The organism is Streptomyces sp. NPDC038200 (assembly GCF_055600785.1).
Map to the genome: position 1 here is coordinate 135168 of NZ_JBVJYH010000008.1, position 12739 is coordinate 147906.

Sequence of the window (12739 nt, forward strand, 5' to 3'; positions counted from 1 at the left end):
CTACGGGCCCCCGCCCCTGCCTCCCGGGCGGGTGATCAGTCGAGCACGACGGTTTCGGCCACGTCGAACTCCACGCCGACCGGGGCGCCGGGCTCCGGCGCGTCCCGCAGCGCGCAGGCCGCCTCCAGCCGCGGGCCGTCCGCCGGCTGGAGGTGCACGGCCACATGGGTGCCCTTGAAGGTGCGGGCGGTCACCGTGCAGGGCAGGCCCCGGTCGGCCGGCACCAGCCGGACCCCGGCGGGCCGGACGAGCACCGTGCGGCTGCCCTGCGCGGAACCGTCGGGCACCGGCAGCTTCCCCCACGGGCTGTCGGCGGCCGTACCGGCGACGGTCGCCGTTACCACGTTCTCGAAGCCGAGGAAGCGGGCCACGAACGCGTCGGCGGGGCGCTGCCACACCTCGATGGGCGTCCCCGACTGCGCGATCCGTCCGTCCCGCATCACCACCACCCGGTCGGCCAGCGCGAACGCCTCGCCCTGGTCGTGGGTGACGGCGAGCACGGTCGTACCCAACCGCCCGAACAGCTCCCGCAGTTCGACCACCAGCCGCTCCCGCAGCGAGCGGTCCAGCTGGCCGAGCGGCTCGTCCAGCATGAGCAGCCGGGGCCGGGGCGCGAGGGCGCGGGCGAGGGCCACGCGCTGCTGCTCGCCGCCGGACAGGGAGGCCACGGCCCGCCGGGCGGCCCCCGGCAGACCTACCAGCTCCAGCAACTGCCGTACCTCGGCGTCCCGTTCGCCCCGGGCGACGCCGTGCATGCGCGGCCCGAACGCCACGTTCGCGCCGACGTCCCGCTGCGGGAACAGCTGATGGTCCTGGAACATCAGCCCGACGCCCCGCTTGTGCGCGGGGACGCCCGTCTGGTCCCGGCCGTCGAGCAGCACCCGCCCGGAGTCCAGCCGCTGGAGGCCGGCGACGGCCCGCAGGAGCGTCGACTTGCCGCTGCCGCTGGGCCCGAGCACGCACACCACCTCGTGCTCGGCGACCGCCAGGCCGATCGCGTCGAGCACGGGCCGCCCGCCGAAGCGCACGGTCGCGGCCTCCAGGCTCAGCAGCATCAGAACTCCCCCGTCCGGTCCGTGCGCAGCCGCTCCAGAATGAGCAGCGCGGCGGCGCACACCACCATGAGAATGGTCGAAAGGGCCATCGCCTGACCGTAGTTGAGATCACCGGGGCGGCTCAGCAGCCGGGCCACGGCGACCGGCAGCGTCGGGTTGTCCGCCCGGGCGATGAACACGGTCGCCCCGAACTCGCCGAGCGAGACGGCGAACGCGAACCCGGCCGCGACCAGCAACGCCCGCCGCACCAGCGGCAGGTCGACCTCCCGCCACACCCGCCAGGGCGCGGCCCCGAGCACCGCGGCGGCCTCCCGCAGGCGTACGTCCACCGCGCGCAGCACGGGCAGCATGGTCCGTACGACGAAGGGGGCGCCGACCAGCGCCTGGGCGAGAGGCACCAGGATCCAGGACTGGCGCAGGTCCAGCGGCGGCTTGTCGAGCGCGATCAGGAACCCGAAGCCGACGGTCACGGCGGAGACGCCGAGCGGCAGCATCAGCAGCGCGTCGAAGCCCCGCACCAGCCGTCCCGCGTCCCGGCGGGCCAGCGCGGCGGCGGCGAGCCCGCCGATCAGCACGGCGATGGCGGTGGCCGCGACGGCGTACTCCAGCGAGGTCCACACGGCGTGCAGCGGCGCCACCAGGAACGTACCGCCGTCCGCGTCGGCCAGCGCCCGGTAGTAGCCGAAGCCCGGCGCGTCCAGCGAGCGGCGGACCAGGACGGCGAGCGGCAGAACCAGGAGCAGCGCGACGGTGACGAGCACACCCGCGAGCAGCGCCCACTGTCCGGCGCCGCGCGGGCGGCGGGCGGTCAGCTCGGGGTCGACCAGCCGCAGGGCGGTCTCCCGGCGCCGCACCGTCCAGGCGTGCACGACGAGGATCGCGCCGACGGCCGCGAACTGCACGAGGGTGAGGACGGCGGCCGTGGACAGGTCGAAGATCTCGGAGGTCTGCCGGTAGATCTCCACTTCGAGGGTGGAGTAGGTGGGGCCGCCGAGGATCTGCACGACACCGAAGGAGGTGAAGGTGAACAGGAACACCATCAGGGCGGCGGCGGCCACGGCGGGCCCGAGGGCCGGAAGGGTGACCTTCCGCCAGGCCCGGAGAGGCGAGGCGCCGAGCATCCGGGCGGCCTCCTCCTGGCGGGGGTCGAGCTGGGCCCACAGTCCGCCGACGGTCCGGACGACGACCGCGTAGTTGAAGAAGACATGGGCCAGCAGGATCGCCCACACCGTGGTGTCCAGCCGTACCCCCCACAGCTCGTCCAGCAAGCCGTTGTGCCCGACCAGCGCGAGGAAGGCACTGCCGGCCACGACGGTCGGGAGCACGAACGGCACCGTGACCACGGCCCGCAGCAGCTGCTTGCCCGGGAAGTCGAGGCGGGCGAAGACATGGGCGGCCGGCAGCGCGGGCAGCAGGGTGAGCGCGGTGGAGGCGAGCGCCTGCCATGTGGTGAACCACAGCACGTGCCGGATGTCCGGCTGGGCGACGACGTCCACGATCCGCCCGAACCGCCAGGCGCCGTCCGTCCGCAGCCCGCGGGTGACGATCGCGGCCACGGGCCAGGCGAAGAACAGCGCGAAGAACGCGACGGGCAGGACCATGAGTCCGAGCCGCGCCGCGTTTCCCCGCCGGGTGCCGGTCACTTCAGTACGAGCGACGTCCACGACTTGACCCACTGGTCGCGGTTGGCGGCGATCTTGCCGGGGGCCATGGTCTCGGGGGCCTTGGCCGGCGGACCGTACTTGGTGAAGTCGGCGGGCACCACGGCACCCTTGACCACCGGGTAGACGAACATGTTCAGCGGCATGTCGTCCTGGAACTCCTTGGTGAGCAGGAAGTCGAGGAACGCCTTGCCGCCCTGGGTGTTCCTCGCGTTGCTCAGCAGTCCGGCGTACTCGGTCTGCCGGAAGCAGGTGCCGGCGGACACCCCGGTCGGGGCGGTGCCGGGCCGCTTCTTGGCGTAGATCACCTCGGCGGGCGGGGAGGAGGCGTACGACACCACGAGCGGCCGGTCGCCACCCGCCTTCTTGCCCTGGGAGGAGCCGGAGAACTCCTGGTCGTAGGCCTGCTCCCAGCCGTCGACGACCTTGACGCCGTTGGCCTTGAGCTTCTTCCAGTAGTCCTGCCAGCCTCCCCCGCTCCCGGCCTCGCCCGAGCGGGAGGTGCCCCCGTCGCCGAACTTCGCGGCGCTGCCGAGCAGGAAGCCGAGGCCGGGCGAGGAGGTGGCCGCGTTCTCGGTGACGAGGAGGTTCTTGTACCGGGGCTCGGCGAGGTCGGCGAAGGTCTGCGGCGGGGTCAGCTTGTGCTCGCCGAACCAGGCCTTGTCGTAGTTGACGCAGATGTCGCCGCTGTCGACGGGCGTGACACGGTGCTTGTCCTGGTCGACGCGGAACTCGGGCAGGACCGTGTCGGAGCCCTTGGCCCGGTACGGCTGGAACAGGCCGTTGTCCAGGGCGCGGGAGAGCAGGGTGTTGTCGACGCCGAAGAAGACGTCGCCCTGCGGGTTGTCCTTGGTCAGGATGGCCTTGTTGACGGCCTGCCCGGCGTCGCCGTCCTCGAGGACCTTGACCTTGTAGCCGGACCGCTTCTCGAAGTCCTTGAGGACGGTCTTGGAGACGGACCACGAGTTGTGGCTGACCAGGGTCACGGTCCTGGAGTCCGCGGAGCCCTCGGTGCCGGTGGACCCGCACCCTGTCAGAGCGGACAGCGCGACGAGGCCGAGGCCGGTAGCCACGGCCGCGAAGGTCTTGTGGTGCACTGGATGTCCTCCTGGGGTTGGCCAGGAAGAACGCGGCCCCGCCCGGGGACCCGGGCAGGGCACGACAGCTTGAGTGATGACCGAACTTCCTACCCAGAATGACCTGGGCGAGGTTCAGAGGGTCTGCGGCCCGATCGCCGCACTCTCAGCGCTGTGGCGCTCCCCTGTCGGAATATGAAGATATGTGGACGCCGTCAGATTACCGCTCGGTGGCCGCGAGCTGACCACAGGCTCCGTCGATCTCCTGACCGCGGGTGTCCCGGATGGTGACGGGCACCCCGTGCGCGGCGATGGCCTCGACGAAGGCCTTCTCGTCCTCCGGCCGCGACGCGGTCCACTTCGATCCCGGAGTGGGGTTCAGCGGGATCAGGTTGACGTGCACGGGCTTGCCCTTGAGCAGCCGCCCGAGCCGGTCACCGCGCCAGGCCTGGTCGTTGATGTCCCGGATGAGCGCGTACTCGATCGACAGCCGCCGCCCGGACTTCTCCACGTACTCGAACCCGGCGTCCAGCACCTCGCGCACCTTCCACCGTGTGTTCACGGGGACGAGGGTGTCGCGCAGCTCGTCGTCGGGGGCGTGCAGGGAGATCGCCAGCCGGCACTTGAAGCCCTCGTCGGCGAACCGGTGGATGGCCGGCACCAGCCCGACGGTCGACACGGTGATCCCGCGCTGCGAGAGCCCGAGCCCGTCCGGGGCGGGGTCGGTGAGCGCCCGGATGGCGCCGACGACCCGCTTGTAGTTGGCGAGCGGCTCGCCCATCCCCATGAAGACGATGTTGGACAGCCGTGCCGGACCGCCCGGCACCTCTCCGTCCCGCAGCGCCCGCATGCCGTCGACGATCTGATGGACGATCTCGGCGGTGGACAGATTCCGGTCCAGCCCCGCCTGCCCGGTCGCGCAGAACGGGCAGTTCATCCCGCACCCCGCCTGCGAGCTGATGCACATGGTGACCCGGTCCGGGTACCGCATCAGCACGGACTCGACGAGAGTCCCGTCGAACAGGCGCCACAGCGTCTTGCGCGTGGTCCCCTGGTCGGTGGACAGATGCCGGACGACGGTCATCAGCTCCGGGAACAGCGCTTCCTGGAGCTTGGCACGCGAACCGGCGGGGATGTCGGTCCACTGCTCCGGCTCGTGCGCGTACCGCGCGAAGTAGTGCTGCGAGAGCTGCTTGGCACGGAACGGCTTCTCCCCGATCTCGGCCACCGCGTCCTTGCGCTCGGCGGGCGTGAGGTCGGCGAGATGCCGCGGCGGCTTCTTGGCTCCGCGCGGCGCGACGAAAATGAGTTCTCCGGGCTTAGGCATGGCTGTACCAGTGTCGCAGATCCACTTGAGTGACCCGGCGGGCCGGACCCCGGAGCCCGGGCGTGGCTAGTCGTCCCCGCCGGACGTGCTCGCGCCGCCGTTCCAGCCGGGGCTGCGGCCCCGCTTCCGGCTGGAGCTGCGGACGAGTTCGCCGAGGGCCAGTGTCACCTTCGCCACGATGCGTGCCCAGCGCGGGCCGCCGCGTTCCGCCCACACCACGCAGACGCAGCCGCCGACGACGAGCGCCAGGACACCGAGCAGCAGCAAAATCATGTTCCCCACCTGTGCGGACTCGCCGGAAGCCTTCGTCGTCTCCGCAGACGCCGCACGCGCGTGGGCGGTTCCGTCACCAGGTCACGGGCAGGGTGCGCGGTCCGCGGATCAGCCCCTGCCGCTGGAACTCGACCTCCTCGGGGGCCACGGCCAGCCGGATGCCGGGGAACCGGGCGAGCACGGAGCCGATCATGACCTCGGCTTCCATCCGGGCCATGACAGCGGCCAGACAGTGGTGCGGACCATGGCCGAAGGCCAGGTGGGCGGGGTTCTCGCGGTCGAAGTCCAGGGCGTCGGGGTCGGGGAACACCTCGGGGTCGCGGTTGGCGGCGACGTACGCGTTGTAGACCACGTCACCGGCCCGGATCAGCCGGCCGCCGACCTCGACGTCCTCGGTGGCGATGCGGGGGATGCCGACGCCGTTGCGGTGCGGGACGTAGCGGAACAGCTCCTCCACGGCCCGGGGCAGCAGCTCCGGCTCGCGGCGCAGCCGGTCCAGCTGCGCCGGGTGGGTGAGCAGCGCGTACATCATCGAACCGCTGTTGTTGCGGACCGCGTGACCGCCGCTGACCTGGACGGCGATGGCGAGGGAGACCGCCTCGTCCTCGGTGATCTCGCCCGCCGCCGCGGACCGCGCCAGCACTCCGGCGAGGTCCTCGCGGGGTTCCTCACGGCGGCGGCGGAGCAGCTCGGCGATCCGGGCCCGGGTCGCCCGCGCGGCCTGCCGGGCGCGCTCCTCGGACGCGGCGCCCGCGGACAGCAGGGCCTCGCCCGTCTCGGCCCAGTGGTGCCAGTCCCGCTCGTCCACTCCGAGGAAGTCGCGGACCACGGCGACGGGGAAGGGGCCGTGGAGATGCTCCATGAGGTCGGCCGGTGCGCCGGCCCGCGCCATCCCGTCAAGCAGTGCCGCGGCCCGGCGCTCCGCGAGCGGGCGCAGCCGCTGCATGCTCCGCCCGGTGAACGCGCGGGCGACGACCCGGCGCAGCAGGCTGTGCCGGGGCGGATCGAGGTACTGCAGGCCCGCCGTCTGCGAGGCCACCGGCACCGGGCGCATGGTGGTGACGTCGCGGCCGACGACCCGGGCCCGGGAGAAGCGCGGATCGGCGGTGACGAAGCGGACGTCCTCGTACCGTGTGACCAGCCAGGCGTGGCCGTCGCCGTACGGCAGCTCGATCCGGGTGACGGGCTCGTCGCGCAGCAGCTCGTCCAGGAACGGGTCGGGGTCGAGCGCGGGCAGATCGTCCACGGGCCAGTACCGCACCGGCGGGGGCGGCGGGGTGGGGGCCGGAGCCTGCGGGTCCCGGGCGGGGGGCGGAGCCTGCGGGCCCGGGGCGGGGGGCGGAGCCTGCGGGCCCGGGGCAGGGGACGGAGCCTGCGGGCCCCGGGCGGGGGGCGGGGGCGGGGCCGGGTCGAGGGGCATCGGTCGAACTCCCTGCAGCGTCGCCGGGCGGCGGGAGAAACGCCGTCCTCCGAAGGAGTCTGCCGCGCACGGAACGCGTCCGCCGATTCGTGCTGCGGCATCCGGGTGCGGCTTCCCCGGAGCCGGCAGGGCCCGGACAGGACGACGGGCCCCCGTCCTCACGCGGGACGGGGGCCCGTCAAGCCTTGCGTCGAGCAGCTCAGGCGGAGCCGACGAAGACCACCATCAGCAGCCAGACCACCGGCGCCGTGGGCAGCAGCGAGTCCAGCCGGTCCATGATGCCGCCGTGACCGGGGAGCAAGGTGCCCATGTCCTTGATGCCCAGGTCCCGTTTGATCATGGATTCGCCGAGGTCGCCCAGCGTGGCGCTGGCCGCGACCGCGAGGCCCAGCAGCAGGCCCTGCCACCAGCTGCCGTCGTCGATCAGGAACTGCATGCACAACGCGCCCGCCGCCATCGCGAACGCCACCGCGCCGAGCAGACCCTCGCGGGTCTTGCCGGGGCTGATGCGCGGGGCGAGCTTGTGCTTGCCGAAGCGCCAGCCGACCGCGTACGCACCGGTGTCGCTGACGACCGTCAGGAGCAGGAAGGTCAGCACCCGCCAGGGGCCGTCGTCGGCGGTGAGCATCAGCGCGACGAACGTGGCCAGGAACGGCACGTAGAACGCGGCGAAGACGCCGGCGGTGACGTCCTTGAGGTAGCCCTCCGGTGGTTCCGTCATCCGCCAGACCAGGACGGCCAGCGCGGTGAGGGCCATGGCGACCCACGCGCCCTCGACGCCACGCACGTACCCGGCCACGACCATCGCCGCACCGCCGACCGCGAGCGGCACCAGCGGCGCCTTGATGCCCTTGCGCTCCTGGAGCCTGCTGGTCAGCTCCCACAGCCCGACGACCACGGCGACGGCGATCACGCCGACGAAGACGGCCTTCTGGATGAACAGGGACGCGACGATGACCACACCGAGGCCGACCCCGACGCCTATGGCCGCGCTGAGGTCACGGCCCGCGCTCTTCTTCTGCGGCGCTGGCGCCGGCTGCGGGGCGTCGGGCATGGGCTCCGGGTTCTGGGTCTCGGCGGGGAGTCCCCCGGCCTGGAACGGCTCGTCTCGGAACGAAGGGCCGCTCAGCCGAGCGGCCCCCCGGTCCGCGTCCTGGTGGACCTGATCTCCGCCGTACGCGGGCACGTCGGGCACGATGGGCATGGGGCGAGTCTGCTGCGCCTCAGGCGCATCGTACGCGGGACCCGCCGGGGCGGCCCCCTGGACAGGTCCACCCCCGGTGGACCCCCAGTACCCGGCCTGCCCCGCGTGTGGCGGCGCCCCCCAGGAAGAGTCGCTCATCAGACTTCGAGCAGCTCCGCTTCCTTGTGCTTGAGAAGCTCGTCCACCTGGGCGACGTACTTCGCCGTCAGGTCGTCGAGTTCCTTCTCCGCACGGCGGCCCTCGTCCTCACCGATGTCGCCGTCCTTGATCGCCTTGTCGATGGCGTCCTTGGCCTTGCGGCGCACGGAGCGGATGGACACCTTGGAGTCCTCGCCCTTGCCCTTGGCGACCTTGATGTACTCGCGGCGGCGCTCCTCGGTCAGCTCGGGGAACACCACACGGATGATGTTGCCGTCGTTGCTGGGGTTGACGCCCAGGTCGGAGTCGCGGATCGCCTGCTCGATGTTGCGCAGCGCGCTCTTGTCGAACGGGGTCACGACCGCCATCCGCGGCTCCGGCACGGAGAACGAGGCCAGCTGGTTGATCGGCGTCAGGGCACCGTAGTAGTCGGCCACGATCTTGTTGAACATCGCCGGGTGCGCACGGCCGGTGCGGATCGCGGCGAAGTCCTCCTTGGCGACCACGACGGCCTTCTCCATCTTCTCCTCGGCTTCGAGGAGGGTCTCTTCGATCACCACTTGCTCCTGCGTGTCTTGAGTGAGGCCCGGCTGCGGTTCCTCGTAGGGGCGGCGGCCGGCTGCGTCGCGTCTTCTTCCTGCACGGTTCCCGACCGGCAGGACATTGTCCATCCCCCGGCCAGGGTGCGTCCCGTCCGTCCCTCGGACAGGTGCCGTACCCGGGTGACGGGGTGTGCCGGTCAGTCCCGGCTGCCCTGGTCACCCACCAGCGTGCCGATCTTCTCACCCTTGACCGCGCGGGCGATATTGCCCTCCGCGAGGAGCTCGAAGACGAGGATCGGAAGCTTGTTGTCGCGGCACAACGTGATGGCGGTGGCGTCGGCGACCTTGAGGTCACGGGTGATGACCTCGCCGTAGCCGAGGGCGTCGAACTTGACGGCGTCGGGGTTGGTCTTGGGGTCGGAGTCGTAGACCCCGTCCACGCCGTTCTTGCCCATGAGCAGCGCCTCGGCGTCGATCTCCAGGGCGCGCTGGGCGGCGGTGGTGTCGGTGGAGAAGTAGGGCATGCCCATACCGGCGCCGAAGATGACCACGCGGCCCTTCTCCAGGTGGCGCACGGCGCGCAGCGGGATGTACGGCTCGGCGACCTGGCCCATGGTGATGGCGGTCTGCACGCGGGACTGGATGCCTTCCTTCTCCAGGAAGTCCTGGAGGGCGAGGCAGTTCATCACGGTGCCGAGCATGCCCATGTAGTCGGAGCGGGCGCGGTCCATGCCGCGCTGCTGGAGTTCGGCGCCGCGGAAGAAGTTGCCGCCGCCGATGACGACCGCGATCTGCGCCCCGTCACGCACGACGGCCGCGATCTCGCGGGCGATCTTGTGCACCACGTCCGGGTCCACGCCCAGGCCCCCGCCACCGGAGAAGGCCTCTCCGGACAGCTTCAGCAGAAACCGGCCGCGTACTTTGCCGTCGTCGCTCTTCTGGGCCTTGGTGGTCATGGGGGATCCCGCCTCTTTCACGTGTTGCACATACGAAGAAGGCCATTGCCGGTGTGGTTGCTTTTCGCTCCCATGCGCGGCAATGGCCTCCTCGTCAGATCTGCTGCCGTCCGCCCCACCCCGGGGTGTGGCGGTGTGCGCGGACGACTGCGGTCGACCCTATCGGGATTTCCTCGGGGATTTCCCCGTGGGTCCTGCGTCGATCGCGGTACGGACTCAGATGCCGACCTTGATGCGCGAGAAGCGCTTCAGGGTGACACCGGCCTCGTCCAGAACCTTCTGGACCGACTTCTTGTTGTCCAGCGCGTACGGCTGGCCGAGCAGCGTGGCGTCCTTGAAGAAGCCGTTGAGACGACCCTCGACGATCTTGGCGATCGCGGCCTCGGGCTTGCCCTCGGCGCGGGTGGTCTCCTCGGCGATACGACGCTCGGACTCGACGACGTCGGCCGGCACGTCCTCCTTCGCCAGGTACTTCGGCGCGAAGGCGGCGATGTGCTGGGCGATGCCCTTGGCGACCTCGGTGTTCGGCTTGTCGAGCTCGACCAGGACACCGATCTGCGGGGGCAGGTCGGGCATGGTGCGGTGCATGTAGGCGAGCACGAAGCCGTCGGCGAACTGCGCGAAGCGGTCCAGGACGATCTTCTCGCCGAGGTTGGCGTTGGCCTCGTCCACGAACGCCTGGACGGTCTTGCCGGCCTCGATCTCGGAGGCGAGCAGGGCCTCGAGGTCGGCCGGGTTCGTCTTGGCGACGTGCTCGGCGATGGCCTGGGCCACGGCCTGGAACTTCTCGCCCTTGGCGACGAAGTCCGTCTCGCACTTCAGCTCGACGAGGACGCCGGAGGAGTTGTCGTCGGCGATGATGGAGACCACGGCGCCGTTCTCGGCGGAGCGGCCCTCGCGCTTGGCGACGCCCTTCTGGCCCTTGATGCGCAGCGCCTCGACGGCCTTGTCGACGTTGCCCTCGGCCTCGTCCAGCGCCTTCTTGCAGTCCATCATGCCGGCGCCGGTGAGCTCACGGAGCTTCTTGACGTCGGCGGCGGTGTAGTTCGCCATGAGTCTGTGAGTCTTTCTCGAAGTCTGGGAGATCTTCAGATCCGCACGGTGTGCGGTCCACATGTGATCGCGGACCGCGTACGTCGTACCGACCTACGGGTGAACGACGGGGGCGGACTTCACCGCGCAGCAGGTGCTGCCGGATGCGGCACCGCCCCCGCCGTCAACACTGACGGACCGGCGTCAGGCCTGCTCGCCCTCGGCGGCCTTCTCGCCCTCGACCGGAGCCTCGGCGGCCGGAGCAGCCTCGGCGGCCGGAGCAGCCTCGGTGGCCGGAGCGGCCTCGGCAGCCGGAGCCTCGGCGGCCGGGGCAGCCTCGGCGGCCGGAGCCTCGTCCTTCTTCTCACCCTCGAGCAGGTCGCGCTCCCACTCGGCGAGCGGCTCGGCAGCAGCCTTCTCGCCCTTGTCACCGGTGGCGACGCGCGAGCGGGAGATGAGGCCCTCGGCGACGGCGTCGGCGATCACACGAGTGAGCAGGGTGACGGAGCGGATCGCGTCGTCGTTGCCCGGGATCTTGTAGTCGACCTCGTCGGGGTCGCAGTTGGTGTCGAGGATCGCGACGACCGGAATGTTGAGCTTCCGGGCCTCACCAACGGCGATGTGCTCCTTCTTGGTGTCCACGATCCAGACGGCGCTGGGCACCTTCTGCATCTCGCGGATACCGCCGAGGGTCTTCTCCAGCTTGGCCTTCTCGCGGGAGAGGACCAGCAGCTCCTTCTTGGTCAGACCGGAGGCCGCGACGTCCTCGAAGTCGATCTGCTCCAGCTCCTTGAGGCGCTGCAGACGCTTGTAGACGGTCGAGAAGTTGGTGAGCATGCCGCCCAGCCAGCGCTGGTTGACGAAGGGCATGCCGACGCGGGTGGCCTGCTCGGCGATGGCCTCCTGCGCCTGCTTCTTCGTGCCGACGAACATGACCGTGCCGCCGTGGGCGACGGTCTCCTTGACGAACTCGTAGGCGCGGTCGATGTACGACAGCGACTGGAGCAGGTCGATGATGTAGATGCCGTTGCGCTCGGTGAAGATGAAGCGCTTCATCTTCGGGTTCCAGCGACGGGTCTGGTGACCGAAGTGGACGCCGCTCTCCAGCAGCTCCCGCATCGTGACGACGGCCATGGCCGTATCTCCTTGGTTTCTCGGTTGTGCCGCGTCCGCCGGACGGCGGTCGCGCCTGACGCCCGCGATGCGCCGTGCCGCGAAGGACCGAGGGGCGCTTGGTACGAACCGTTGCCGGCTGCCGTACCGGGGCGTGCGAAGTCGACCCGGTGACCCGGATCGCCAGAAGAAGTGTACGGGACCGCCGAGGCACCGGGTGACGCCGCTCTCCACAACCGGCGGGTAGTCCACAGGGTCCGGCCGGGACCGGCGGAGTGCGGGAGGGTTCCCGCATGCGACGAGTGATGCGGTGCACGGCTTTGTGGGCGGTCCTGCTTCCGGCCTCGGCGGCGATCGCGCTCACGCCTCTGGCCTGGGCGGACACGCCGTCTCCGGCACCACCGCCACCCCCCGCGGCACCGGTTCCGGCGTCGGCCCGCGCCTGGCCGGTGGGCGTCCGCCCGCCGGTCCTGCGGGGCTGGCAGCCGCCGGCTACGGTCTACGGCCCCGGTCACCGGGGTGTGGACCTGGCCGCGCCGGCCGGTTCTCCGGTCCGGGCGGTGGCCCGGGGCCGCGTGCTGTTCGCGGGGCGGGTGGCCGGGCGGGGCGTGGTGTCGGTGGAGCTGGCGGGGACGGATCTGCGCACCACGTACGAGCCGGTGCGCCCGTCGGTGGCGAAGGGGGACGAGGTGGGCGCGGGCGAAACGGTCGGAGCGGTGGAGCCGAACGGGTCACACTGCGGACCCGTGGCGTGCGTGCACTGGGGCCTGCGACGGGGTGAGGCGTACCTGGACCCGTTGACGCTGCTGCCGCCGTGGCTGCTCGCCCGGGGGCCGTCGAGGCTGCTGCCGGTCCTGTCCTAGCCGCGCGGACCGTCCGTGACCGGACGCGCGCCACCTGGCGCCCCCTGAGGGCGCTCTCGCAGCCCCGCCGGGCCTCGGC

General features: G+C 71.4%; 12 protein-coding genes. 1 reads left to right on the plus strand and 11 read right to left on the minus strand.

The window, feature by feature from the left end:
- Positions 1–35: 35 nt before the first annotated feature.
- The 11 genes from ACZ7KF_RS18855 to rpsB form a co-directional block, all read right to left on the minus strand.
- Entirely contained in the window at positions 36–1055 is a 1020-nt protein-coding gene (locus tag ACZ7KF_RS18855) for an ABC transporter ATP-binding protein (protein WP_471075766.1), read from the minus strand.
- Complete coding sequence (locus tag ACZ7KF_RS18860; RefSeq protein ID WP_471075769.1) at positions 1055–2656, minus strand: ABC transporter permease; 1602 nt, start codon at positions 2654–2656, stop codon at positions 1055–1057. The genes ACZ7KF_RS18855 and ACZ7KF_RS18860 overlap by 1 nt, the downstream gene beginning before the upstream one ends.
- Before the next feature lie 38 nt (positions 2657–2694).
- A complete protein-coding gene (locus ACZ7KF_RS18865; protein WP_471075772.1) occupies positions 2695–3813 on the minus strand; it encodes a thiamine ABC transporter substrate-binding protein in 1119 nt (372 codons plus the stop codon).
- Positions 3814–4012: 199 nt separating this feature from the next.
- Positions 4013–5119 (minus strand): dual-specificity RNA methyltransferase RlmN, encoded by a 1107-nt coding sequence (gene rlmN, locus ACZ7KF_RS18870; protein WP_471075775.1) that lies wholly within the window; start codon positions 5117–5119, stop codon positions 4013–4015.
- 66 nt (positions 5120–5185) lie between these two features.
- Entirely contained in the window at positions 5186–5392 is a 207-nt protein-coding gene (locus tag ACZ7KF_RS18875; RefSeq protein WP_471075778.1) for a hypothetical protein, read from the minus strand.
- Between the two features lie 73 nt (positions 5393–5465).
- A complete protein-coding gene (locus tag ACZ7KF_RS18880) occupies positions 5466–6638 on the minus strand; it encodes a cytochrome P450 (protein ID WP_471075781.1) in 1173 nt (390 codons plus the stop codon).
- Positions 6639–7011: 373 nt separating this feature from the next.
- Positions 7012–8154 carry a phosphatidate cytidylyltransferase gene (locus tag ACZ7KF_RS18885; RefSeq protein ID WP_471075784.1) on the minus strand — a complete coding sequence of 381 codons (1143 nt, stop codon included), beginning with the start codon at positions 8152–8154 and terminating at the stop codon, positions 7012–7014.
- Complete coding sequence (gene frr / locus ACZ7KF_RS18890; RefSeq protein WP_225823160.1) at positions 8154–8711, minus strand: ribosome recycling factor; 558 nt, start codon at positions 8709–8711, stop codon at positions 8154–8156. Before frr ends, ACZ7KF_RS18885 begins: the two co-directional genes overlap by 1 nt.
- Positions 8712–8893: 182 nt before the next feature.
- Positions 8894–9652 (minus strand): UMP kinase, encoded by a 759-nt coding sequence (gene pyrH / locus ACZ7KF_RS18895; protein WP_014675284.1) that lies wholly within the window; start codon positions 9650–9652, stop codon positions 8894–8896.
- Between the two features lie 216 nt (positions 9653–9868).
- Complete coding sequence (tsf, locus tag ACZ7KF_RS18900; protein ID WP_471075787.1) at positions 9869–10705, minus strand: translation elongation factor Ts; 837 nt, start codon at positions 10703–10705, stop codon at positions 9869–9871.
- Positions 10706–10888: 183 nt separating this feature from the next.
- The gene (gene rpsB, locus ACZ7KF_RS18905) at positions 10889–11818 is read right to left on the minus strand and encodes a 30S ribosomal protein S2 (protein WP_471075790.1); all 930 of its coding nucleotides are present in this window, start codon (positions 11816–11818) and stop codon (positions 10889–10891) included.
- A gap of 272 nt (positions 11819–12090) precedes the next feature.
- Between rpsB and ACZ7KF_RS18910 the strand changes: the two genes are divergently transcribed.
- Positions 12091–12660: a murein hydrolase activator EnvC family protein gene (locus ACZ7KF_RS18910; protein WP_471075793.1), complete on the plus strand. Its 570-nt coding sequence runs from the start codon at positions 12091–12093 to the stop codon at positions 12658–12660.
- The last annotated feature ends 79 nt before the right edge of the window (positions 12661–12739 follow it).